The organism is Sphingomonas sp. SKA58, from assembly GCF_000153545.1.
In the GTDB taxonomy this organism is placed as follows: Bacteria; Pseudomonadota; Alphaproteobacteria; order Sphingomonadales; family Sphingomonadaceae; genus Sphingobium; species Sphingobium soli.
In genome coordinates this window covers 162,237-184,308 of record NZ_CH959307.1, presented here as the reverse complement: position 1 = coordinate 184,308, position 22,072 = coordinate 162,237, and the positions used below count along the sequence as shown (strand labels likewise).

23 protein-coding genes are annotated in these 22,072 nt (G+C 62.4%); 14 read left to right on the top strand and 9 right to left on the bottom strand.

What is annotated here, in order from left to right; all coding sequences use genetic code 11:
• Nucleotides 1-58: 58 nt before the first annotated feature.
• The 3 genes from rnhA to ispH are packed head-to-tail and all read right to left on the bottom strand — an operon-like array spanning nt 59 to nt 2,500.
• Nucleotides 59-505 carry a ribonuclease HI gene (gene rnhA, locus SKA58_RS10165; protein ID WP_009822335.1) on the bottom strand — a complete coding sequence of 149 codons (447 nt, stop codon included), beginning with the start codon at nt 503-505 and terminating at the stop codon, nt 59-61.
• On the bottom strand, nt 502-1,485 hold the full coding sequence (thrB, locus tag SKA58_RS10160; RefSeq protein ID WP_009822334.1) for a homoserine kinase: 984 nt from the start codon (nt 1,483-1,485) through the stop codon (nt 502-504). The genes rnhA and thrB overlap by 4 nt, the downstream gene beginning before the upstream one ends.
• A 55-nt stretch (nt 1,486-1,540) precedes the next feature.
• On the bottom strand, nt 1,541-2,500 hold the full coding sequence (gene ispH, locus SKA58_RS10155) for a 4-hydroxy-3-methylbut-2-enyl diphosphate reductase (RefSeq protein ID WP_009822333.1): 960 nt from the start codon (nt 2,498-2,500) through the stop codon (nt 1,541-1,543).
• A gap of 164 nt (nt 2,501-2,664) precedes the next feature.
• Between ispH and SKA58_RS10150 the strand changes: the two genes are divergently transcribed.
• From SKA58_RS10150 to nagZ, 4 genes are all read left to right on the top strand, one after another.
• Nucleotides 2,665-3,273: a hypothetical protein gene (locus SKA58_RS10150; protein ID WP_009822331.1), complete on the top strand. Its 609-nt coding sequence runs from the start codon at nt 2,665-2,667 to the stop codon at nt 3,271-3,273.
• Between the two features lie 120 nt (nt 3,274-3,393).
• Nucleotides 3,394-5,121: an arginine--tRNA ligase gene (gene argS / locus SKA58_RS10145; RefSeq protein WP_009822330.1), complete on the top strand. Its 1,728-nt coding sequence runs from the start codon at nt 3,394-3,396 to the stop codon at nt 5,119-5,121.
• Nucleotides 5,122-5,140: 19 nt separating this feature from the next.
• Nucleotides 5,141-5,854, top strand: coding sequence for an SPOR domain-containing protein (locus tag SKA58_RS10140; protein ID WP_009822329.1), 714 nt, complete (start codon nt 5,141-5,143; stop codon nt 5,852-5,854).
• A 91-nt stretch (nt 5,855-5,945) separates the two neighbouring features.
• Entirely contained in the window at nt 5,946-6,959 is a 1,014-nt protein-coding gene (gene nagZ / locus SKA58_RS10135) for a beta-N-acetylhexosaminidase (RefSeq protein WP_009822328.1), read from the top strand.
• Between the two features lie 90 nt (nt 6,960-7,049).
• Here nagZ and SKA58_RS10130 read toward each other — a convergent pair whose 3' ends face one another.
• From SKA58_RS10130 to SKA58_RS10120, 3 genes are all read right to left on the bottom strand, one after another.
• Nucleotides 7,050-7,592, bottom strand: coding sequence for an AAA family ATPase (locus SKA58_RS10130; RefSeq protein WP_009822327.1), 543 nt, complete (start codon nt 7,590-7,592; stop codon nt 7,050-7,052).
• 326 nt (nt 7,593-7,918) lie between these two features.
• Complete coding sequence (locus tag SKA58_RS10125; RefSeq protein WP_009822326.1) at nt 7,919-9,532, bottom strand: bifunctional GNAT family N-acetyltransferase/carbon-nitrogen hydrolase family protein; 1,614 nt, start codon at nt 9,530-9,532, stop codon at nt 7,919-7,921.
• A 97-nt stretch (nt 9,533-9,629) separates the two neighbouring features.
• Nucleotides 9,630-10,853, bottom strand: a complete 1,224-nt coding sequence (locus SKA58_RS10120; RefSeq protein ID WP_009822325.1) for an NADP-dependent isocitrate dehydrogenase — start codon at nt 10,851-10,853, stop codon at nt 9,630-9,632.
• 155 nt (nt 10,854-11,008) lie between these two features.
• Here SKA58_RS10120 and SKA58_RS10115 point away from each other — a divergent pair, with 155 nt between their 5' ends.
• Entirely contained in the window at nt 11,009-11,743 is a 735-nt protein-coding gene (locus SKA58_RS10115; protein ID WP_009822324.1) for a phosphatidylserine decarboxylase, read from the top strand.
• 70 nt (nt 11,744-11,813) lie between these two features.
• Complete coding sequence (locus SKA58_RS10110) at nt 11,814-12,539, top strand: CDP-alcohol phosphatidyltransferase family protein (protein WP_009822323.1); 726 nt, start codon at nt 11,814-11,816, stop codon at nt 12,537-12,539.
• 3 nt (nt 12,540-12,542) lie between these two features.
• Here SKA58_RS10110 and SKA58_RS10105 read toward each other — a convergent pair whose 3' ends face one another.
• Complete coding sequence (locus SKA58_RS10105; RefSeq protein WP_037543365.1) at nt 12,543-12,776, bottom strand: hypothetical protein; 234 nt, start codon at nt 12,774-12,776, stop codon at nt 12,543-12,545.
• A 254-nt stretch (nt 12,777-13,030) separates the two neighbouring features.
• Here SKA58_RS10105 and rpsB point away from each other — a divergent pair, with 254 nt between their 5' ends.
• Together rpsB and tsf are read left to right on the top strand one after the other, a co-directional pair.
• Complete coding sequence (gene rpsB, locus SKA58_RS10100; RefSeq protein WP_009822321.1) at nt 13,031-13,789, top strand: 30S ribosomal protein S2; 759 nt, start codon at nt 13,031-13,033, stop codon at nt 13,787-13,789.
• Nucleotides 13,790-13,900: 111 nt separating this feature from the next.
• On the top strand, nt 13,901-14,827 hold the full coding sequence (gene tsf, locus SKA58_RS10095) for a translation elongation factor Ts (protein WP_009822320.1): 927 nt from the start codon (nt 13,901-13,903) through the stop codon (nt 14,825-14,827).
• Between the two features lie 54 nt (nt 14,828-14,881).
• On the opposite strand, the gene SKA58_RS10090 is transcribed toward tsf, so the two are convergent.
• Entirely contained in the window at nt 14,882-16,417 is a 1,536-nt protein-coding gene (locus tag SKA58_RS10090) for a class I SAM-dependent methyltransferase (protein ID WP_232209410.1), read from the bottom strand.
• A gap of 16 nt (nt 16,418-16,433) precedes the next feature.
• Nucleotides 16,434-16,598, bottom strand: coding sequence for a hypothetical protein (locus SKA58_RS10085; RefSeq protein ID WP_156784190.1), 165 nt, complete (start codon nt 16,596-16,598; stop codon nt 16,434-16,436).
• Between the two features lie 212 nt (nt 16,599-16,810).
• Between SKA58_RS10085 and pyrH the strand changes: the two genes are divergently transcribed.
• From pyrH to rseP, 6 genes are read left to right on the top strand one after another with little or no spacing between them, the layout of a single operon-like run.
• On the top strand, nt 16,811-17,536 hold the full coding sequence (gene pyrH, locus SKA58_RS10080) for a UMP kinase (RefSeq protein WP_037542958.1): 726 nt from the start codon (nt 16,811-16,813) through the stop codon (nt 17,534-17,536).
• Between the two features lie 6 nt (nt 17,537-17,542).
• Entirely contained in the window at nt 17,543-18,100 is a 558-nt protein-coding gene (frr, locus tag SKA58_RS10075) for a ribosome recycling factor (protein WP_009822316.1), read from the top strand.
• Between the two features lie 44 nt (nt 18,101-18,144).
• Entirely contained in the window at nt 18,145-18,924 is a 780-nt protein-coding gene (locus SKA58_RS10070; RefSeq protein WP_009822315.1) for an isoprenyl transferase, read from the top strand.
• Between the two features lie 3 nt (nt 18,925-18,927).
• A complete protein-coding gene (locus SKA58_RS10065) occupies nt 18,928-19,707 on the top strand; it encodes a phosphatidate cytidylyltransferase (RefSeq protein ID WP_037543362.1) in 780 nt (259 codons plus the stop codon).
• 5 nt (nt 19,708-19,712) lie between these two features.
• Nucleotides 19,713-20,870 (top strand): 1-deoxy-D-xylulose-5-phosphate reductoisomerase, encoded by a 1,158-nt coding sequence (locus tag SKA58_RS10060; protein ID WP_009822313.1) that lies wholly within the window; start codon nt 19,713-19,715, stop codon nt 20,868-20,870.
• Nucleotides 20,867-22,000, top strand: coding sequence for an RIP metalloprotease RseP (gene rseP, locus SKA58_RS10055; protein ID WP_009822312.1), 1,134 nt, complete (start codon nt 20,867-20,869; stop codon nt 21,998-22,000). Before SKA58_RS10060 ends, rseP begins: the two co-directional genes overlap by 4 nt.
• Nucleotides 22,001-22,072 lie beyond the last annotated feature (72 nt).

Below are 22,072 nucleotides of genomic sequence, written 5' to 3'. Positions count from 1 at the left end.
TCATCTTTCAACGCTCCTGGGCCGCTAGGAAGGGTCGCCCACTATATCAGCGACGGAATCAGCGACGGAACGTCTCGGCGGCTGCACTGGCAAGCTGGTCGGCGCGCTCATTTTCAGGATGGCCGGCATGGCCCTTCACCCATTTCCATGTCATCTGGTGACGCGCGGCTGCCTTGACCAAGTTCTGCCAAATCTCGACATTCTTTACCGGCTTGTTGTCGGCGGTGCGCCAGCCCTTTTTCTGCCAGCCGAACACCCATTTGGTGATGCCATCCATGACATATTTGCTGTCGGTATAAAGCGTCACCGCGCACGGTTTTTTCAGCAGGTTGAGCGCCTCAAGCGCCGCCGTCATTTCCATGCGGTTGTTGGTTGTCTGCGCCTCGCCGCCGGAAATTTCCTTTTCCGTGTCGCCAAAACGCAGCACCGCACCCCATCCGCCGGGGCCGGGATTACCCTTGCACGCGCCATCGGTGAAAATCTCGACCTGGGGAAGATCGCTCATGCGCCCAGCAACTCCGCTGCGTTTGCGCCGGCATAAAAATCCAGCCGCCGCCGATAGGCGAGCGGATCCTTGCGCGTCACCAGCGCGTCGGCTGGCGTATTGATCCAGTCATAGGCGCGCGTCAGCAGAAAACGGAGCGCGGCGCCGCGACACAGGATCGGGAAGGCGGCCCGCTCGGCCGGCGTCAGGCCATGGGCTTGGTCATAACCCATGCCCAATGCTGCTGCCCGGTCGCCAAAAAAGGTTTTGCCGTCATTGCTGAAGCACCAGGCGCTGTGCGTCACCGCCAGATCATAGGCGCGAATGTCGGTGCAGCTGAAATAGAAGTCGATAAGGCCTGTCACCTGCTCTCCCAGCATCAGCACATTATCGGGGAACAGGTCGGCGTGGATCACCGACTGCGGCAGGTCTTCGGGCCAATGCGCATCCAGCCAATTCAGTTCGTCGCTGACACGCTGCGCAAGGCCGGCCTCGATCTGATCGAGATCCTTGCCACAACGCGCGGCCAGCCTATGCCAACCCTTTTTATCCAGCCGGTTGGGCCGCTCGAGCAAAAATCCCTGCGCCGCCTTGTGCAAGTCGCCCAGCGCCATGCCTGCCGCTTGGGCCTGAGCCACGGTTGGTTCGGTCACGCTGATGCCAGTCAGAAATTCGATCAGGCACGCGGGGCGCCCGGCGAGATGCTGGAGGCGGCGGCCTTCGCGGTCGGGGATGAAGCGCGGCACGCGGCAACCTCGCACGCTCAGATGGTCGAGCAGGTCCATGAAAAAGGGCAGGTCGGCTTCGTCCACGCGCTTTTCATAAAGCGTCAGAATGAACCGCTGGCCATCGCCTTGATCCGTGCTGCCCGTCGTTTCGAGCAAGTAATTGCTATTTTCGACTCCCTCGGCGATCCCCTTGGCCGACACCAGCCGCCCGGCGTCGTAGCGCGCCAGAAAGACGTCGATGTCTTCGGCAGGGACATGGGTGTAAACGGCCATGGGCGGTTAGCCTTGATAGGGAAAGCAGATAGACGCGGACAGGCGGGTTGGCGCCCTATGCATGTTCCAGACCGCGTGGCAGCTTGAAGGAAATGGTTTCCCGCGCCGTTTCGACCTGTTCCTCGGTTACGTCATAGCGGGTGGCGATGCGCTCAACCACTTCGCGCACCAAAATTTCCGGCGCGGACGCGCCGGCCGTCAATCCCAATGTGCCGATGGAATCGAGCCAGGCGAAATCGACCTCGTCTGCACGCTGGATCAGGCGTGCGGGCGTGCCTTCGCGTTCGGCGACTTCCACCAGGCGCAGCGAATTGGAACTGTTGGGCGCACCGATCACGTAAAGAGCGTCGCATCGCCCGGCGATCGCCTTGACGGCTGTCTGGCGGTTGGAGGTCGCATAGCAGATATCCTCTCCTCTTGGCGCGGCAATGGAGGGAAAGCGTTCTTGCAGCGCCGCGACGATGGCAGCCGTGTCATCCACCGACAATGTGGTCTGGGTGAGAAAGGCCAGATTGTCGGGATCGATGGGCGCGAAGCGCTCCACATCCTCGACCGTTTCGATCAACGTCATCGATCCGTCGGGCACCTGGCCAAATGTGCCGATCACTTCGGGATGGCCCTTGTGCCCGATGAACAGGATATGCCGGCCGCTTGCGACCTGCCGTTCCGCCTGGCGATGCACCTTGCTGACGAGCGGGCAGGTGGCGTCCAGATAGTCCAGGCCACGTTCCTGGGCCCTTTCCGGCACGGCCTTGGGCACGCCGTGGGCGGAAAAGACGACCGGCACGCCGTCGGGCACCTGATCCAGCTCTTCAACGAAAATCGCGCCCTTGGCCTTCAGGCTGTCCACGACATATTTGTTATGGACGATTTCATGACGGACATAGACAGGCGCGCCATATTTCTCGATCGCGCGCTCGACGATGACGATAGCGCGGTCGACCCCTGCGCAGAAACCGCGAGGAGCGGCGATCAAAAGGGTCATTGGGCGAAGAGCTTCAGGCGCGTGCGTCATGCCTGTCCGCTTAGGCGAATGGCGCGGCGGAGGAAAGGGGCGCGACGCGAAAGCGCCTTGCTTGCAGTTGCGTGGCGGGCGGCGGATGGATAAGGAAGCGCGACACTTCCGGCCCCGCCAAGGAATATCTGCCTGTGAAAACTTCTTCGATCGCCCTGACCGCCATGCTGGCGCTGGCTCTGGCAGGCTGCTCGCGGCGCGGCGAGATCGACGCGACGGGCGGCATCGTCGCTGTGCGATCAGCCTGCCCTACGGCGGCGATCCCGGCGCAGACCGGTGACATCACCGTGTTCAGCCCGGCAAATAGCACCGACGCATCGGCGATCGATGTTGTGGCGAACATCACTGACCTGCGTTCGACCTGCGCGGATGGCGACCAATTCTACACCGAAGCGACCTTTACCGTGAACGCCCGCCGCACCGATGCCGGCGGGGCGCGGCAGGTTGTCCTGCCTTATTTCTCGGCGGTGGTGCAGGGCGGTAGCGCCGTGGTTGCCAAGCGCATCGGTCAGGTGACGCTGGACTTCGCGCCGGGTCAGTATCGCGCCAGCGCGCAGGCCAAGGCCGGTTCCTATGTGAACAAGAGTGCGGCCACCCTGCCGGCGGAAATCCAACAGAAGATCACCCAGAAGCGTAAGGCCGGTGATGCCGATGCCGCGATCGACCCGTTCGCCCAGCCCGACGTCAAGGCCGCGTTGCAGCGCACCAGCTTCGAACTGCTCGTGGGTTTCAACCTGACCCAGGATCAGCTTCGATATAACGCCACGCGCTAGGAGCGAACTCAGTTTCGTTCGCCCTCAGCTTGTCGATGGGCTGTTCTTCTTGTCCAAGAAAGTGCAGGGCTTCGACAGGCTCAGCCCGAACGGGTCTTTAGCTTTTCGAGGAACTGTCCCGTGTCTCTCTACACTCGTTTCACCGCCCATCTCGACGCCGTGCTCGACGCGCTTGAGGCTGACGGCGTTCTGCCCGCCGGTCTCAATCGCAAACCTGTCACCGTCGAGCCGCCGCGCGATTCCAGCCATGGCGACCTAGCCACCAACGCCGCGATGGTGCTGGCCAAGCCGGCTGGCACGAACCCGCGCGCTCTGGCCGAAGCGATCGTGGCCAAGCTTCAGGCGCTGGATGAGGTGACAAGCGCCGCGATCGCCGGGCCTGGCTTCATCAACATGACGCTGACAGACGCGACCTGGCGTGCGGAACTGGCCGCGATCCATGCCGATGGCGCCAACTATGGTCGGTCCGCTCTGGGGCAGGGCGTCAGCGTCAATGTCGAATATGTGTCGGCCAACCCCACTGGCCCCATGCATATGGGCCATTGCCGGGGCGCGGTGGTCGGCGACGCGCTTGCGACCCTGCTCGAATATGCCGGGCACAAGGTGATCCGCGAATATTATATCAATGATGCCGGCGGTCAGGTGGACGTGCTCGCCCGGTCGGCGCATTTGCGTTACCGCGAGGCGCTGGGCGAGGATGTCGGCGCGATCCCCGAAGGGCTTTATCCCGGCGATTATCTGGTCCCGGTGGGCCAGGCGCTGGCTGCCGAATATGGCGACCGTTTCGCTGGTGCGCCCGAATCCGACTGGCTGGTGACATTCCGCACCTTCGCCGTGGCGAAGATGATGGACATGATTCGGAGTGATCTGGCGCTGCTGGGCATCCATCACGATATTTTTGCGTCGGAGGCGGAATTGCAGGCGGCGGGCAAGCCCGATGAGGCGGAAGCCTGGCTGCGCGCGCATGACCTGGTTTATGATGGCGTGCTGGAAGCGCCCAAGGGCGAATTGCCCGATGATTGGGAACCGGTGGAACTGCCGCTGTTCCGCTCGACCAAATTCGGCGACGATCAGGACCGCCCGATCAAGAAGTCGAACGGCGCATGGACCTATTTCGGTGCCGACATGGCCTATCATTTCCAGAAGGCGCAGTCGGCCGATCAACTGATCGACATTTGGGGCGCGGACCATGCCGGCACGGTCAAGCGCATCCAGGCCGCCGTGGCCGCCCTTACCGAGGGCAAGGCGCGGTTCGACGTCAAGCTCATCCAGATGGTCCGCCTGCTGCGCGACGGCGAACCGGTGAAAATGTCCAAGCGCGCGGGCAATTTCGTGACTCTGGCCGATGTTGTGCAGGAAGTGGGCAAGGATGTCGTCCGCTTCACCATGCTGACACGCAAGGCCGATGCGCAGATGGATTTCGATTTCGCCAAGGTGGTGGAGGCGTCGAAGGACAATCCGGTCTTCTACGTCCAATATGCACATGCCCGCATTTCCTCGCTCGGACGTCGCGCTGAAGAGGCTGGTATCGCGCTGCCCGCGCCTGACCTGTCCCTACTTGGGACGGCGGAGCTGAGCCTGGTCAAGCTCGCCGCGCAGTTTCCCCGCGTCGTCGAAGGCGCGGCACAAGCGCGCGAACCACATAGAATTGCCTTCTATCTCAATGATCTGGCCTCGGCATTTCATGGCTGGTGGAATATGGGCAATGACGATCCGGGCGCACGCGTCATCCGCGCCGACGATCCGGCGCTTACCTCTACGCGCCTTTCCCTGGCGCAGGGAATAGGGCAGATTATCCGCAATGGGCTGGCGCTGATGGGCGTGGCCGCGCTGACCGAAATGCAGTGATGGACGGGAAATTCTGACGATGGGCGATTATGCGCGGGGCCGACTCGATCTGGACGATGACGATCGGCTGCCCTGGCTGGAGCCGGCAATCGATGAGGAGGAGGAGCGGATTTCGCCGCTTCGCATGCTCGGGCTGATCCTGCTTGGCCTGCTGCTGATCGGCGGAGTCGTCGCGGGCATCTGGTGGGCGCAGAATCGCAATGGCGCGGGCGGCGCTGGCGAACTGATCGCCGCGCCCGAAGGCAATTACAAGATTCCCGCGAACGAGGCTGACGCCCGCAAATTTGCCGGCGAAGGCGACGCCAGTTTTGCCGCAAGCGAGGGCGTCGCGCGCGATGGGCGCATCGACCCCAGCCGCGTGCCCGAAGCGCCCATCACCGGCACTGCGCCCGCACCGGGCAATGCCAAACCTTCCGTCGCGCCCAAGGCAGGGCAGAGCGTTTCTGCGCCGGTGACTGATGAAACGTCGCAACAGGCTGCACCGGTCAAGCAGGCTAAGGCAACAGGCGGTACGATCCAGCTGGGCGCTTATGGCAGCGCATCGGGGGCCAAGGACGCCTGGGGTCGGCTGTCAAAGCGTTTCGCCTATCTGGCGCCGCTGGCGATGACCGTGGAATCGGCCGAGGTCGGTGGCGGCACCGTCTATCGGCTGCGAGCCAGCGCCGGTGCGCAGGCCGCGACAATCTGCGGTCGGTTGAAGGTGGCGGGGGAAAGCTGTCTGGTCGTCAACTGACGGGAAAGGCGTGGCCGGCGGCACCGCCGGTTATAGCCGGCCCGTCATTTGCGCTTCGACAGCGTTAGATGGTGGCGTTACAGATCCGGACATGAAACCCGTCATTTTCGGCCTGTCCGGCGAAACCCTCACCCCTGACGAACGCGCCTTCTTTGCCGAGGCTCAGCCGGCGGGATACATCCTGTTCAAACGCAATATCGTCGATCGGGCGCAGGTGCGCGCGCTCACCGACGATCTGCGATCGCTCCATGGCCGTGAGGACCTGCTCATCATGATCGATCAGGAGGGCGGGCGCGTTGCGCGGATGCAGGCCCCGGTCTGGCCCAGCTTTCCGCCCGGCGCGATCTTCGACCGGCTCTATGATGTCGCCCCGTCCAGCGCGATCGCCGCGGCCCATGCCAATGCCCATGCCATCGCACTGACGCTGGCTGAGGTCGGCATCACGGTCGACGCGCTGCCGCTGCTCGACGTGCGGCAGGACGGGGCGAGCGACATCATGGGCGACCGCACGCTGGGCGCGGAGCCGATGCGCGTCGCCGCGCTGGGGCGTGCCGTGCTGGAGGGCCTGGCGGCTGGCGGCGTGGTCGGCATCGTCAAGCATATGCCCGGTCATGGTCGCGCGCTGGTGGACAGCCATCTGGAACTCCCGGTCGTCGCCGCCGATGCGGAGCAATTGGAAAGCGACCTGGCACCCTTCCACACGCTCCGCAGCGCGCCGATGGGGATGACGGCGCATGTCGTCTATACCGCCTGGGATGCCGACCGGCCCGCCAGCCTGTCGCCCACCGTGATTAGCGGGATCATCCGGGAACGCATCGGCTTTGACGGCCTGCTGATGTCCGACGATCTCGACATGAAGGCGCTGAAAGGCTCGATTTCAGACCTCGCCACCGCCGTGGTCGCGGCCGGATGTGATCTAGCGCTCAATTGCTGGGGGCGGATGGAGGATATGGTGGGCATCGCTGATGCGCTTCCCGACATTAGCGATGTGTCACGCGCACGGTTCGACCGCGCCATGGCGAGTGTGAGCCGGGGGAGCGAACAGCCACCGCTGGAGCAATTGCTGGCGACGCGCGATCAGTTGTTGGAGCTGGTGACGGCTTGATTGGGTGAATGACGGGGAGGGGTAGGAAGTCGCTTGGCATAAAATGGGTTTGGGAGAGCAATAGCTGCCGTCCCAAAAATCATGGATATGCTATGACTGGGCAATCTGTTCGCAAATGAAGTTTGCCCGTTCCGCTACTGATGCGAGCGGCAGCATGACAAGCCTATAGCCCAAGCCGGAGTATGCATCGACCATCGCATGAAAGGTGGATTCGGCTTCCGCGAACGTCTGCTTTCGTTCAGCGTCACGTTTGAAAATCTCTGGCCAAGGCGGGGCGATGAAGACTCTGTTTGAATATCTCCGCTGCTCTGCCGCCCGAAGCGCGGTAGCCGGCACCGGCAACCTGCATAGCCGTAAGTAGCCAATAACGTCGGGGATGCCGCGATCAAAGAATACGGGACCGGGAACATTTACAGCCTCTCGATAAGACCGCATCTCCCATGCGAGCATTAATATCGCAAAAGCTTCACGATCGGCCCACGGCAAGGCAGTACCACCAATATCGACCTGATCCTGAATGATTGCTCGACCGGCTTCCGGCATACAGCCCAAGCCCCTTGCGGCCAAAGCATCAATTAGGGTCGTCTTGCCTGATCCAGGACCGCCGGTGATAACGTGAAATTGGTCAGCCATCGTCTATCTCGGCGTCTCGCATTGGATCGTGGTTCGGGAATAACCGGCTTGGGTGGCTAGCGGATGGTCCTGTTCCGCATCGGAGCGCCTATATTTAATCGCGCGAATACGCAGATATGCCGAAAAATCCCGCACGGCCTCCGCGTCTCCGTATGCACATTCCCCCTTCGGCGTAGCTTGGGCGAAGGGCTATTTCTGGTCGTCACTGCCTGTCCACGACTTCTCAGCCCGCGCAGGCTGGGATTTAAAGCGTATATCGCTTCGTCGCCCATGACCCCAGCTTTCGCCGGGGGTGACGGACCGTGCTCGACCCCGAATGCTCCGCCTCAACCACCGCCCGGTGCGTTATGACCGCCGGCCGGCACCGGTCCGCCGCTGGGCGCGTGGCCATTGTCGGGATTGCTGTCCCAGTCGATATGATAGAGGTCGAACCGACGGTCGCGCAAGTTGCGCACCGTGCCTTCCGCCCGCGCCCAGCTGAGATCGGCCAGGTTCACGTCGGCCATGGTCAGCGTCTCGACATTTTCGGTGGATTCCGCCGCGATGCCGTCCCGTGCGAAGGGCAGGTCGCAGGGCGTCAGGATCGCGCTCTGGGCATATTGGATGTCCATATTGTCGACATTGGGCAGGTTGCCGACATTGCCCGACATGACGACATAGCATTGGTTCTCGATCGCGCGGGCCTGGGCGCAATAGCGCACGCGCATGTATCCCAGCCGCGAATCGGTGCAGAAGGGGACGAAGATGATGCGCGCGCCCTGATCGACCAGTCGCCGAGCCAGTTCGGGAAATTCGCTGTCGTAACAAATGAGGACGCCGATCGGCCCGCAGTCGGTCTGGATCACGTCGAGCGAATCCCCGCCCTTGATATTCCACCAGAAGGCTTCGTTGGGGGTGGGGTGGATTTTTTCCTGCGTGTGGATCGAGCCGTCCCTTAGGGCGACATAGGCGATGTTCTGGATGTCGCCATCCTCGGCGCGCGTCGGATGCGATCCGCCGATGATGTTGATATTATATTCCAGCGCCATGCGGCCCAGTTCCTTCGTCAAGCGCGGCGTATAATTGGTGAGCTTGTCAATCGCCTCCATGGGCGAGAGCTTCTTGGTTTCGAACGACAGGAGGGGCAGGGTGAAGAGTTCCGGGAAGATGATGAAGTCCGACCGGTAATCCGCCGCAACATCGACGAAATATTCGATATTGCGGATGAACTCATCGAAATCATCGACCGCGCGCGCCTGCAACTGGCAGGTGGCGAGCCGGACGCTTTCAACGCCGCGCGGCACCCGCATTTCGGGCGCTTCGTCGGGGTCGACATAGGGGTTGCGCCACACCAGATGCGCGGCATGGCCGTCCGACTGCTTGTCTTCGGGCAGGTAATTTTCGAGGACGCCCAGCGGCTCAAACTGGTTCTTCAATTGAAAACTGATGACCTGGTCGCGCATCTTTCCCGTGACGACCTTGTCCAGATAGTCTTGCGGGCTGCCGGCGCGCCGCTTCGCTCTGGCATAGCCAGGCATGCGACCGGCAATGACGATGCCGTGCAGGTCCAGTTCCTCCGCCAGTTCCTTGCGTTCGTCATAGAGCCGCTGGCCGATGCGCAGGCCCCGCAGCTTGGGATCGACCGCCATTTCATAGCCGTAAAGCCATTCGCCGGCCGCGCTATGACGCGTGCCAAAGCCGTTTGCGGTGATTTCCTCCCAATCATGCCGGGCAAAGGCCATCGCCTTGCTGACGCGCATCGTCGCGCAATAGCCGACGACCTTGCTGTCATAGAGGGCGACGAAGCAGCCATTGGGGAAATTGTTGATCTGGCCGCGGATGGTGGCCAGCGAATAATTGGGCATGCCGGGATAGGCGCGGGCGATCAACCGCTGGATGCCCCGCACATCCGAGGGAACGGCCGCACGGACCTCCAAACGCTTCTTGCCCGTCGTCGTCACGCACTGCCTCCTTGTCGCATATGTACAAAGAAAAAGGCGGCGTCGGATGCCCGGCGCCGCCTCATTCCGTTAGCGTATTGAACCGAACGCGGTACGATCAGTTCCACTTGCCCATTTCGGTTTCCAGATTGACGCGGATCGCCTCGAAGAACTGCTCGGTGGTCATCCACGCCTGTTCCGGGCCGATGAGCAGCGCCAGATCCTTGGTCATCTTGCCGCTTTCGACGGTCTGGATGCAGACCTTTTCCAGCGTTTCGGCGAACTTCACGACATCGGGCGTGTCGTCGAACTTGCCGCGGAACTTGAGGCCGCCGGTCCAGGCGAAGATCGACGCGATCGGGTTGGTCGACGTCGCCTTGCCCTGCTGATGCTGGCGATAGTGGCGCGTGACGGTGCCGTGCGCGGCTTCGGCTTCGACCGTCTTGCCATCGGGGGAGAGCAGGACGGAGGTCATGAGGCCAAGGCTGCCAAAGCCCTGCGCCACCTGGTCCGACTGGACGTCGCCGTCGTAATTCTTGCACGCCCACACGAACTCGCCGCTCCACTTGAGCGCGGAGGCGACCATGTCGTCGATCAGGCGATGTTCGTAGACGATGCCGGCGTCCTTGAACTTCTGGTCGAAGCCTTCGGTCTCGAACACTTCCTGGAACAGATCCTTGAAGCGGCCGTCATAGGCCTTGAGGATCGTGTTCTTGGTCGACAGGTAGACCGGCCATTTGAGGTTCAGGCCATAGTTGAACGAGGCGCGCGCGAAGTCGCGGATCGAATCGTCCAGATTGTACATCGCCATGGCGACGCCCGAACCGGGGAAGTCGAACACTTCGCGGTCGATCGTCTCACCATTTTCGCCCTCGAACACCAGGCGCAGCTTGCCGGCGCCAGGCACTTTAAAATCGGTCGCGCGATATTGGTCGCCAAAGGCGTGGCGGCCAACGACGATCGGCTTGGTCCAGCCGGGGATGAGGCGCGGGACGTTTGAAATGACGATGGGCTCGCGGAAGACGACGCCGCCCAGGATGTTGCGGATCGTGCCGTTGGGCGACTTCCACATTTGCTTTAGGTTGAACTCCTCAACGCGCGCTTCGTCCGGCGTGATGGTGGCGCATTTGACGCCGACACCATATTCCTTGATCGCGTTGGCGGAATCGATCGTGATCTGGTCGTTGGTTTCGTCACGCTTCTCGACCGAGAGGTCATAATATTTGAGGTCGATGTCAAGATAGGGAAGGATCAAACGCTCGCGGATCCATTCCCAGATGATCCGGGTCATTTCGTCGCCGTCAATCTCAACGACGGGGTTTTTCACCTTGATCTTCGCCATAGCGCGTCTTCGCTTTCTTCTCTCGGGTGGAATTTGCCATCGCCCTAGGCAAAGCGGCGGCAATGTTCAACTGCGGAAGCCGCGCAGGGGGATGCGGGGAGCCATAGGCGGCATCGGTCGTTGTCAGCGCATCAGTCTCTGCCTAAGACGAGTCCATGGAAAATAACGAAATCACGATCGCCGCTGGCGGCAATGTCAAATGGCGCTGGCCATCGGTCCACCCCGAAGGCATGAAGTTCGGCCTGATCGCTGCGGCGATCACCGCAGTGCTGTTTCTGGTCGGGTGGGACATTGTCGGCTGGCTGGTGCTGATGGTGACGATCTGGGTTTTCGCCTTTTTCCGCGATCCCGTCCGCGCTGTGCCGCAGGATGAAGGGGCGATCATTGCACCGGCCGATGGCCTCGTCACCCTGATCCAGCGCGTGCCGCCGCCGCGCGAAATGGCGGGGGTAGACGGCCTTGGCGACCAACCGCTGATCCGCGTTTCGATCTTCATGAGCGTGTTTGACGTGCACATCAATCGCACGCCGATCGGCGGAACGATCAAGTCGGTCGTCTATATTTCGGGCAAGTTCCTCAACGCCGATCTCGACAAGGCGAGCGAGGATAATGAACGGCAACATATATTGGTGGAGCGGCATGACGGGCTGCGCATCGGCTTCACGCAGATTGCGGGCCTGGTCGCGCGTCGCATCGTGCCCTTCGTCAAGCCGGGAGACATGGTGGCCGCGGGCCAGCGCATCGGCCTCATTCGGTTCGGCAGCCGGGTCGATGTCTATTTGCCCGCTGGCACTGCGCCGCGCGTGATCCTGGGCCAGCGCACCGTTGCTGGCGAAACCATCCTTGGCCAGATTGGCGACGCCCGCGTCGTGCCAGGTATCCAGCAGTGACGGCGGGTCTGTCATGAGCCGCCAGCGTAGGGCCATTCCGCGCGGATTGCGTCGCGGCATCACACTGCGCATGGTGGCGCCCAATGCCGTCACGGCCATGGCGCTTTGCTTCGGGCTGACGGGGGTGCGCTACGGCATCTCCGGCGAATGGGAACGGGCCGTCCTGTCGATCCTGTTCGCTGGTGTCTTGGATGGGCTGGACGGGCGCATCGCCCGGCTGCTGCGCGGAGAGAGCCGGTTCGGCGCGGAACTGGATTCCCTGTCGGACTCGATCGCCTTCGGTGTTGCGCCAGCGTTGATCCTCTATCTCTGGTCGCTGCACGCCATGCCGAAATTCGGATGGATTTTCGCGCTGGCTCATGCCCTGTCCTGTGCGCTGCGGCTCGCCCGTTTCAACGCGAATATCGATGCGGATGAACAGCCGCACAAATCGGCAGGCTTTCTGACGGGCGTGCCCGCACCGGCCGGTGCAGGGTTGGCGTTCGTGCCACTCTATCTATGGCTGGTGACAGGTGCCGACATCTTCCGCGAGTGGTATGTGGTGGCGCCCTGGACGGCATTCACCGCCTTCCTGATGATATCGAGCATTGCGACCTATAGCTGGTCAGCCCTGCGCCTGCGCAAACGGATACGGCTCGAAGCGATCGCGGTAGCTGGTCTGCTGGCTGCGCTGCTGGTCACGGACCCTTGGCTGACCCTGCTTATATTGTGCGCAGCATATGTCGCGCTCATACCCTTTGGCGTCATATCCTATGCGCGCGTCAGGAAACAGCGGGAAGTCACTGCGTCGATTTGAATATCAAGCGGCTGAAAGAGGGTGGGCAGCTGACGAACGCATATCAGCCGCGCGCAGGCGATTCGTCACACGGGGACGATTGATGCGAATATGGTAAACCTGCGGAGTTTGCGGGATAGGCTGGAAGAGAAGGGCTGCCACCATCTTGTCATGATAGGCGGCAACCATCCATATGATGGTTCCAACCGCCATTAGGAACGCGGCAGAAAATAAGGTCGCGGCAACAAACGTGAACATGATCGTCACTTTCCGTCTTGCCATTTGCACGGCAGGTCTCACTATGACGGACTGAACAGTTATTAACCGTATTTGTTCCGTCTGTTCTTCTTATGTTCCTATTCAGGGCGCGTGTCAACCCTTGCCTTTTGTTCACGCCACGGTTAAAGGCGCGCCCATTCCACATGGGAATCACCATATCCGGTGCCGGACCGGCCTTCAGGCCGTGCGACGGTTCCCGATTCCCAGAGGTAGCAACCGGAAGGAGAAAGATTATGGCGACCCCTGTCGTCAGCATGCACCAATTGATCGAAGCTGGCGCCCATTTCGGCCACCAGACCCACCGCTGGAACCCGCGCATGAAGCCGTACATCTTCGGCGAGCGCAACGGCATCCACATCCTTGACCTGTCCCAGACCGTGCCGCTCTTCGGCCGCGCGCTCGATTTCGTGTCGGCGACCGTCGCGGCCGGCGGCAAGGTGCTGTTCGTCGGCACCAAGCGCCAGGCGCAGGATCCCATCGCGGACGCTGCGCGCAAGTCGGGGCAGCATTTCGTCAACCATCGCTGGCTGGGTGGCATGCTCACCAACTGGAAGACGATTTCGGGTTCGATCAAGCGCCTGAAGACCCTCGAGGAAAAGCTGTCGGGCGACACCCACGGCTTCACCAAGAAGGAAGTGCTCCAGATGACGCGCGAGCGCGAGAAGCTGGAACTGTCGCTGGGCGGCATCCGCGACATGAACGGCATCCCCGATGTCATGTTCGTGATCGACGCGAACAAGGAAGAGCTGGCGATCAAGGAAGCCAACACGTTGGGCATCCCGGTCGTCGCGATCCTTGATTCGAACGTCTCGCCCGACGGCATCGCCTTCCCGGTTCCGGCGAACGATGACGCCAGCCGCGCGATCCGCCTCTATTGCGAAGCCGTCGCCGCCGCCGCCACCAAGGGCAACCGTGGTGCGCAGCAGGCGTCGGGCGTCGATATCGGCGCTCTGGACGAGCCCGAAGTCGAGCAGGTTGCCGCCGAAGCCTAAGAGCGTCGCGCAACTGCAAACATGACAGGCTAGGGCGCGCTCCACCGGAACGCGCCCTAGTGTGCATCTAAATACCGCTTGTTTGAAACATCGAAACTTAGGAGCCGAAACATGGCCGAGATTACCGCTGCCGCCGTCAAGGAACTGCGCGACCGTTCGGGCGCGGGCATGATGGATTGCAAGAAGGCGCTCACCGAAGCCAATGGCGACCTGGAAGCCGCGACCGACTGGCTGCGCGCCAAGGGCCTGGCCGCCGCGCAGAAGAAGTCCAGCCGCACCGCTGCGGAAGGTCTGGTCGGCGTCGCCGTCGCCGGTACCAAGGGTGTAGCTGTCGAAGTGAACAGCGAAACCGACTTCGTCGCCAAGAATGACCAGTTCCAGGATTTCGTCCGCACCGTCGCCACGGTCGCGCTCGAAACCGGCGCTGCCGACGCTGAAGGGCTGTCCAATGCCGCCTATCCCGGCGGCGGCACCGTCAATGAAAAGCTGGTGTCGAACATCGCCACTATCGGCGAAAACCAGAATGTCCGTCGCGTCGGCCATGTCGAAGTAAGCCAGGGCGTCGTCGTCCCTTACGTCCACAACGCCGCAGCGCCGGGCCTCGGCAAGATCGGCGTGCTGGTCGCGCTGGAAGGCGATGCGCCGGCCGACGTCATGGAGCCGCTCGGCAAGCAACTGGCGATGCACATCGCCGCGGCCTTCCCGCTGGCGTTGTCGGCCGACGACATCGACCCGGCCCTGCTGGAGCGTGAACGCGCCATCGCCGCTGAAAAGGCCGCCGAAAGCGGCAAGCCCGCCGAGATCGTCGCCAAGATGGTCGATGGCGCGGTCGCCAAGTTCGCCAAGGAACAGGCGCTGCTCAGCCAGCTGTTCGTGATGGACAACAAGACCCCGGTCGCCGACGTCGTCGCCAAGGCGGCGAAGGATGCGGGCAAGTCGATCACGCTCAAGAGCTATGTTCGCTTCCAGCTGGGCGAAGGCATCGAAAAGGAAGTCAGCGACTTCGCCGCCGAAGTGGCTGCCGCTGCTGGCGTCTGATCGTCCGACCTGACCGACAAATGGAAAGGGGCGCTCGCATGAGTGCCCCTTTTTTCATGCCCGGCCCTGGGCGACCGCGCCCAGCTTGCGCCATCGCGGCAGCGTCTGGTTAAGGAAGGCGGCCGCTCTGTCCGGTGTGATGGCGGTTTGACCGTCAGCCGGCGCGCCCTGATCCCCCATAGGCTTGTCTGCGCATGTTGCAGCCAGGGACTTAGCGTCGATGCGCCCCTTCGCGGCCAGCCATGCGTCGAGCAGCCTCAGATCGTCGGCCGTCGCGACCACCGCCGATCCCAGCGAAGCGGCTGCAAGATGATCATAGCGGCGTCCCCGCGATGCTTCTTCGGCGATGAAGCGGTTGAGGCCCTGCACCGCACGGATCGGCGCAGGTGCGCTTCGCCCCACGCCCACGATCCGCGCATGCAGGAGCAGGGCCATGATCTGCAGCGCGTTTGACCTGCCTTGCTTGCGCATCGCGGGCAGCGCCAGCAACTCCCCGATCGACCGCCCGCCGGCGTCGAGGGCGGACACAATCTCTGCATAGGCGGGGGCCTGCAGGATAATCTCGCTGAAGCTGGTAGCGATGGTCAGGCTATCCCCTTCCACTGGTTTTAGCAGATATATTTTTTTCCCGTCGAGCACCACATCGCCCGCAGGGGGTGGCCATAAAGAAGAGGGACGAAAAACGTCGCGGCGAAAAGACTGGTTGATCACCAGATCCTGCACATCGATACGCAGAACGCTGCTGACCTGTTCTTCGACCGTGGCGCGCAGGAGCGGCGGCAGCGCGCCGGGGAGCAATGTTTCGGCGAGCGAGGCGGTCCCGACGAACGTCAGGCCCTCGCCCGCCACTTCCTTTGCAACCTCCGAATGCCAGAGCGGATGCCATCCTGTGTGCAGATATTCGTGGATCAAATAGTTGCTCGCTTGGCGCTTTACGGCGGCAAGCCGGCTTTTCAGGCCGGGTAGAATGCGAAAGCTGTTTGCCCCACCTGCGGCCAACCGGTCAAACAGACCAATCGATGCCTGCATGACAGCCTCGCTCGGCTGGTTGCTTTCCTCCTTCAACAGGCGGCTGATGTGACGGAACGGCATGGACCCCAGCCAGCCGGGCTGCGCATTATAGCCGATATAGACCAGGCCGCCGGATGCTGTCGCTTGGCCCAGGCAGCGGACAAGTGCCGTGCGGACTGGCGGCGTGATCCAGCTATACGCGCCGTGCAGGGAGACATAGTCAAACCGGCCAAAATCGACCGGCCACTGCTGCGCCAGTGCGACGAAGTCACCATCGCTGAATTGGATGTTCGTCAGCCCCGCCGCCCGCGCGACGGCGCGCGCATGGGCGACATGGTCGGGCAGGAAGTCGACGCCGACAAACTGGCCTTGGGGGTTGGCAGCAGCCAGCAGGCATAATCCCATGCCCTGGCCGCATCCCAATTCCAGATAGCGGAAGGGCGCTTCGCCATCTCGTCGAGCCGGCGCTGCTCCGGCCAGCATTGCCGACAGATCGAGCCAGTCCGGCGCCATTTCCGGGCAAAAGCCATATGTATAGCCAGCAGAGGCGTCATAGCCGTGAAAATCGACCGCTGACATGATCATTCATCCCTGCTCAATATCGCAGCAGGTTAGACAGAGCTTGCGCGCGGCGCGCAATGTGGAAGATGATCCAGCAATATTTCGCTACATTCGGGGCGACGAGCGCCCGATTTGGCATGAATTGGTGCAGGCCGCCTCGGCTGTTGGCAGCTAAAAAGATGATGACATCGATCAGCATCAGATTGACCCGGCGCATTGCAACAGCGCGGCGGGCGGTAGGTGCCACCAAAATGGCGCTACAAGAGGGGTTGGTTCGGGCAGTGCCAGCCAGATGTGCGCACTTTTCCGTGCCGTGGCTCCTGGGCATATAAACGCCGCTTGGCTTTGTGGCCGCTCCCGACTAAGGTCCGCGCCGCTTCCCGCCCATTCGCCAAGGATGATCTACCGCCCATGACCCTGCCTGCTTTCAAGCGTATATTGTTGAAATTGTCGGGCGAAGTGCTGATGGGGCAGGGGCAGTTCGGCATCGAGCCCGATACCGTCGCGCGCGTCGCAGGCGAGATCGCAGCAGCCAAGGATGCGGGATTTGAACTATGCGTGGTCGTCGGGGGAGGCAACATCTTTCGTGGCGTTGCCGGCGCGGCCGCTGGCTTTGACCGGGCAAGCGCCGATTATATGGGCATGCTCGCCACCGTCATGAACGCGCTTGCCGTTCAGAATGCCCTGGAAAAACTGGGCTATGACACACGCGTCCAGTCCGCCATTCCCATGGCCAGCGTGTGCGAGCCCTATATCCGGCGCAAGGCAGAGCGGCACATGGAGAAGGGCCGGATCGTAATCTTCGCCGCGGGCACCGGCAGTCCCTTCTTCACCACCGATACGACTGCGGCGCTGCGGGCGGCGGAAATGAGCTGTGATGCCCTGTTCAAGGGCACCAGCGTCGATGGTATCTATAATGCTGATCCCAAGAAGGTCGCCGATGCCACCCGCTATGACAGCATCGGTTTCGACCAGGTGCTCAATGACAATCTCAAGGTGATGGACGCCAGCGCCATCGCCCTGTGCCGCGAAAATAATATCCCCATCGTCGTCTTCAACATTCGTGAGACCGGCAATCTGGCCAAGGTTCTTGCGGGCGAAGGCGTAGCGACGATCGTGCAAAATCAGGAGCGTTGAAGACTCATGCCGCAATATGACAAAGCCGATCTGGAACGCCGCATGGCCGGTGCGGTTGAATCGCTCAAGGGCGACCTGACCGGCCTGCGCACCGGCCGGGCCAATGTGCAACTGCTCGATCCAGTGACGGTCGAAGTCTATGGCGCGCATATGCCACTCAACCAGGTCGCGACCGTGTCGGCGCCTGAGCCGCGCATGTTGTCGGTGCAGGTGTGGGACAAGAGCAATGTCGGCCCATGTGACAAGGCGATCCGCTCGGCGGGCCTGGGTCTCAATCCGATTGTCGATGGGCAGACGCTGCGTCTGCCGATCCCGGACCTGACCGAGGAACGCCGCAAGGAACTGGCCAAGCTCGCCAGCAAATATGCCGAAGGCGCGCGCGTTGCTGTGCGCAATGTCCGTCGCGACGGCATGGACAACCTGAAAGCCGATGAAAAAAAGGGCGAAATCAGCGAGGATGAGCGCAAGCGGCTGGAGACTGAGGTCCAGAAACTGACCGACTCCACCATCGCGGATATCGATTCCGTGACAAGCGCGAAGGAAAAGGAAATTCTCGGCCAGTAAGCCGGGGCTTTCCTTTCGCGGCCAACGCACGCATTGTCTTCCTGATGGCCACACACGCCCAGTCCAACCTGTCCAGCATCGCGTCAGTCGATGGCGCGCGCGCCGTCGATGGCGTGGCGGCGCCGTCTCCCGGACCCCGCCACGTCGCCATCATCATGGACGGCAACGGCCGTTGGGCGAAGAAACGGCTGCTGCCGCGCATTGCCGGTCATCGCGCCGGGGTGGAGGCGGTGCGCCGGGTAGCGCGCGCCGCGCAGGACATGGGGCTGGAGTGTCTCACACTCTACGCCTTTTCGTCGGAAAACTGGAAACGGCCGGCGAGTGAAGTTGCCGATCTGATGGGGCTGCTGCGGCATTTCATCCAGAGCGATATCGAAGAATTTCACGCAAACGGTGTGCGGCTGAAGGTAATCGGCGATTATCGCGCGCTCGACCCGTCGCTGGTGACGCTGATCGAAGGCGCGATGGCGCGGACTGCCGGCAATAGCGGCCCGGTCATCGCGATCGCACTCAACTATGGCGCGCAGGATGAGATGGTGCGCGCGGCGCAGCGCATCGCGCAAAAGGTTGCGCGCGGCGAACTTGCCGCGAGCGATATCGGCATTGCCGACATTGACAACGAACTGGACACCTGCGAACTGCCGCCGCTCGACCTGCTCATTCGCACATCAGGCGAATTGCGGCTCAGCAATTTCATGCTGTGGCAGGCGGCCTATGCCGAACTCTATTTCACTGACCTGCTCTGGCCTGATTTCGACGACCGGGCGCTGGGGCAGGCGCTGGACGCCTTTCGTATGAGGGACCGCCGCTTTGGCGGTTTGTGAATGATGGTCAGCGACCTTCGGATCCGGACCGTCGTCGGCGTCGCACTCATTGCGCTGGCGCTAGGTGCCTTGCTTGCCGGGGGGCTGCTTTTCTGGGTGCTGCTGGTCGTGGCCGGTGTGCTGATGCAAGGCGAATGGGGCGATTTGACCGGCGCGAATGTAGAGCAGCGCAAGGCCGCGATGTTTGCCGTCTCCATCCCCCTCGCTTTGTTATGTCCCCTGGCGGCGGGCATCGACTGGCCGGTGCTGATCGCCGGAGCGGCGGCATTTTTCTTCATTGCCTTCACCAGCCGCAATGTCGTTCTGGCACTTGGCGTTCCCTACATTTGTGTGCCGATCACCGCTCTGCTGTTTTTGCGCGGGCAGCAGCCCTATGCCTATGGCTTGCTGCTCGCTTTCTGGGCGCTCGGGCTGGTTTGGGCGACAGATATCGGCGCCTATTTCGCGGGGCGGTCGATCGGTGGGCCCAAGCTGGCACCCCGGATCAGCCCTTCCAAGACATGGTCGGGCTTGGCTGGTGGCGTGCTGGCGGCGCTGGTGCTGGGCTTCCTCCTCCACCGATTTGCGGGCCTGCCGATCCAGCTTGCGGCGGCGAGCGGCCTGCTGGCCGTGGCGGCGCAACTGGGTGATCTGCTGGAAAGCGCGATGAAGCGCCGGGCCGGGGTCAAGGATAGTGGCACGCTGCTTCCCGGCCATGGCGGCGTGATGGACCGGCTGGACGGGGTGGTCGCGGCCGCGCCGCTGGCGGCGCTATGCTATGCCGTACTGGCGCAGGCGGCATGAGTGGTATGAAAAGCGTTTCCATCTTTGGCGCAACTGGCTCTGTGGGCCTGTCCACGATCGACCTCGTCCGGCGAGAGCCGGATGCGTACCGGGTCGTGGCGCTGACCGCCCATAGCGATATCGATGGGTTGGCGACCCAGGCAAAGGCGACCGGCGCGCAAATCGCGGTCATCGCGCAGGACGGGCTGTACGGCGCGCTCAAGGACGCTTTGGCGGGATCTGGTATCGAAGCGGCGGCGGGGCAAGCGGCGCTCGTCGATGCGGCGCAGGCTGGCGCGGACTGGACCATGGCGGCGATCGTCGGCTGTGCGGGACTTGAGCCTACCATGTCTGCCCTGAAGTCTGGCGGTACGGTGGCGTTGGCGAACAAGGAGTCGCTGGTGTCCGCCGGCGGGTTAATGATGGCGGCGGCGCGGGAATCCGGCGCGACCCTGTTGCCCGTCGACAGTGAGCATAACGCCATTTTCCAATGCCTTGCTGGCGGTTCCATCGAGGACGTTTCAAGGATCATCCTGACCGCCAGCGGTGGCCCGTTCCGCACCCGCAGCCGGGCTGACATGGTCGGCATCACGCCTGCCCAGGCGGTGGCGCATCCCAACTGGTCGATGGGCGCCAAGATCAGCGTCGACAGCGCGACGATGATGAACAAGGGACTGGAACTCATCGAGGCCGATCATCTGTTCCCGGTGGGGCTCGACCGCATCGAGATATTGGTCCATCCGCAATCGGTCATCCACTCGATGGTCGAATATCACGATTGTTCGACTCTTGCGCAACTGGGGTCGCCCGATATGCGCATTCCCATCGCCCATGCGCTTGCCTGGCCCGCGCGGATCTCGACGCCCTGTCAGAAGCTGGACCTCGCAACCATTGGTCGGCTCGACTTTGAAGCGCCTGATCCGGATCGTTTTCCTGCGCTGCGTCTGGCGCGCGCTGCCGCGGCTGAGGGGGGGGCGACCCCCGCGATCCTCAATGCCGCGAACGAAGTGGCGGTGGCCGCTTTTCTGGCGGGGCGCATCGGCTTCCTTGATATTGCCATGATTGTGGAGGATGTGTTGGACCGCTATAGCGCGGGGCGGCCCAACACGATCGGGGACGTGCTGGCGGCCGACGCGCAGGCCCGCTTGTTTGCGGGTCAGACGATGGAAAGATTGACGGTTTGATCCAGAATCCCGGCTTCCTGCTGACAGTGCTGGCCTTTGTGGCGGTCATCGGACCGCTGGTCTTCGTCCATGAGCTTGGCCATTATCTGGTCGGCCGCTGGTTCGGAGTGAAGGCGGAGGCCTTCTCGATCGGCTTCGGTCCCGAACTCTTCGCCTGGGTGGACCGGCGCGGCACCCGCTGGCGCGTCGCGGCGTTGCCCTTGGGCGGCTATGTGCGTTTCAAGGGGGATATGAACGCGGCCAGCATGACCGACCCGGCCTGGCTGGAAATGTCGGCCGGCGATCGCGCTGAAAGCTTCCCCGCCAAGCCATTGTGGCAACGCGCGGCCATCGTTGCGGCAGGGCCGGCGATCAATTTTCTCTTCGCCATATTGATCATCGCGACCTTCGCCTTCGTCCATGGCGAAAGCCGCACGCCGGCGGTCGCGGGCATCGTCGAGCAGGGCAGCGCGGCTGATGCCGCTGGGATCAAGGTGGGTGACCGCATCCTGTCCTTCAACGGGCGGACGATGGACACCTATACCGACATGGTCATGTACACGCGGATCCGTCCGGGTGAACCGGTGGATGTCGCGATCGAGCGGAACGGGCAAAGGCTGGAGGTGCGCACCAAGATCGGCGCCGTCATGGAGGATGACGGCTTCGGCCAGAAATTCCGTGTCGGACGGCTGGGCATCGGCGCTGGCGAACCCGTGGTCGAGCGCGTCAGCCTGTTGCGCGCGCCAATCGTGGCGGTCGAGCGCACCGGACAGATCGTGCGGACCATGGTCGAAACTCTGGGTCAGATTGTAAGTGGCGGCCGATCCGTCAAGGAATTGGGAGGGCCGCTCAAGATCGCGCAGGTATCGGGGCAGGCCGCGACATTGGGGCTGGAAAGCTTCATCTTCTTCGTCGCGCTCATCTCGATTAACTTGGGGTTCATCAACCTCTTGCCAATTCCCATGCTTGATGGCGGGCATCTGCTCTTTTACGGGATCGAGGCAGTGCAGCGGCGCCCTGTCAGTCCGCAGGCGCAGGAATGGGCCTACAGGTCCGGCCTTGCGGTGCTGATGGCGATGATGCTGCTGGTGACTTTCAACGATTTGTCGTCTTTCGGGCTTTGGCAAAGCCTGTCCGGCTTGATCGGCTGACGCGCTTCGGGCAGGGAAGCGCGGCTTGGCGTCGTCTGTTGCGACGGAAACATTTTTTTGCGTTTGAGGTGG

What these genes read in the sequence shown, in the direction of transcription:
- SKA58_RS10085 (WP_156784190.1), bottom strand. Translation starts at nt 16,598, where the DNA reads ATGCTGATCGATGTCATCATCTTTTTAGCTGCCAACAGCCGAGGCGGC.
- SKA58_RS10150 (WP_009822331.1), top strand. Translation starts at nt 2,665, where the DNA reads ATGCTGGCGCTGGCTCTGGCAGGCTGCTCGCGGCGCGGCGAGATCGAC.
- SKA58_RS10060 (WP_009822313.1), top strand. Translation starts at nt 19,713, where the DNA reads ATGAAAAGCGTTTCCATCTTTGGCGCAACTGGCTCTGTGGGCCTGTCC.
- rpsB (WP_009822321.1), top strand. Translation starts at nt 13,031, where the DNA reads ATGGCGACCCCTGTCGTCAGCATGCACCAATTGATCGAAGCTGGCGCC.
- SKA58_RS10110 (WP_009822323.1), top strand. Translation starts at nt 11,814, where the DNA reads ATGGTGGCGCCCAATGCCGTCACGGCCATGGCGCTTTGCTTCGGGCTG.
- SKA58_RS10115 (WP_009822324.1), top strand. Translation starts at nt 11,009, where the DNA reads ATGGAAAATAACGAAATCACGATCGCCGCTGGCGGCAATGTCAAATGG.
- tsf (WP_009822320.1), top strand. Translation starts at nt 13,901, where the DNA reads ATGGCCGAGATTACCGCTGCCGCCGTCAAGGAACTGCGCGACCGTTCG.
- SKA58_RS10130 (WP_009822327.1), bottom strand. Translation starts at nt 7,592, where the DNA reads ATGGCTGACCAATTTCACGTTATCACCGGCGGTCCTGGATCAGGCAAG.
- rnhA (WP_009822335.1), bottom strand. Translation starts at nt 505, where the DNA reads ATGAGCGATCTTCCCCAGGTCGAGATTTTCACCGATGGCGCGTGCAAG.
- SKA58_RS10140 (WP_009822329.1), top strand. Translation starts at nt 5,141, where the DNA reads ATGGGCGATTATGCGCGGGGCCGACTCGATCTGGACGATGACGATCGG.
- ispH (WP_009822333.1), bottom strand. Translation starts at nt 2,500, where the DNA reads ATGACGCACGCGCCTGAAGCTCTTCGCCCAATGACCCTTTTGATCGCC.
- pyrH (WP_037542958.1), top strand. Translation starts at nt 16,811, where the DNA reads ATGACCCTGCCTGCTTTCAAGCGTATATTGTTGAAATTGTCGGGCGAA.
- frr (WP_009822316.1), top strand. Translation starts at nt 17,543, where the DNA reads ATGCCGCAATATGACAAAGCCGATCTGGAACGCCGCATGGCCGGTGCG.
- SKA58_RS10120 (WP_009822325.1), bottom strand. Translation starts at nt 10,853, where the DNA reads ATGGCGAAGATCAAGGTGAAAAACCCCGTCGTTGAGATTGACGGCGAC.
- nagZ (WP_009822328.1), top strand. Translation starts at nt 5,946, where the DNA reads ATGAAACCCGTCATTTTCGGCCTGTCCGGCGAAACCCTCACCCCTGAC.
- thrB (WP_009822334.1), bottom strand. Translation starts at nt 1,485, where the DNA reads ATGGCCGTTTACACCCATGTCCCTGCCGAAGACATCGACGTCTTTCTG.
- SKA58_RS10065 (WP_037543362.1), top strand. Translation starts at nt 18,928, where the DNA reads ATGGTCAGCGACCTTCGGATCCGGACCGTCGTCGGCGTCGCACTCATT.
- SKA58_RS10090 (WP_232209410.1), bottom strand. Translation starts at nt 16,417, where the DNA reads ATGTCAGCGGTCGATTTTCACGGCTATGACGCCTCTGCTGGCTATACA.
- SKA58_RS10070 (WP_009822315.1), top strand. Translation starts at nt 18,145, where the DNA reads ATGGCCACACACGCCCAGTCCAACCTGTCCAGCATCGCGTCAGTCGAT.
- SKA58_RS10105 (WP_037543365.1), bottom strand. Translation starts at nt 12,776, where the DNA reads ATGTTCACGTTTGTTGCCGCGACCTTATTTTCTGCCGCGTTCCTAATG.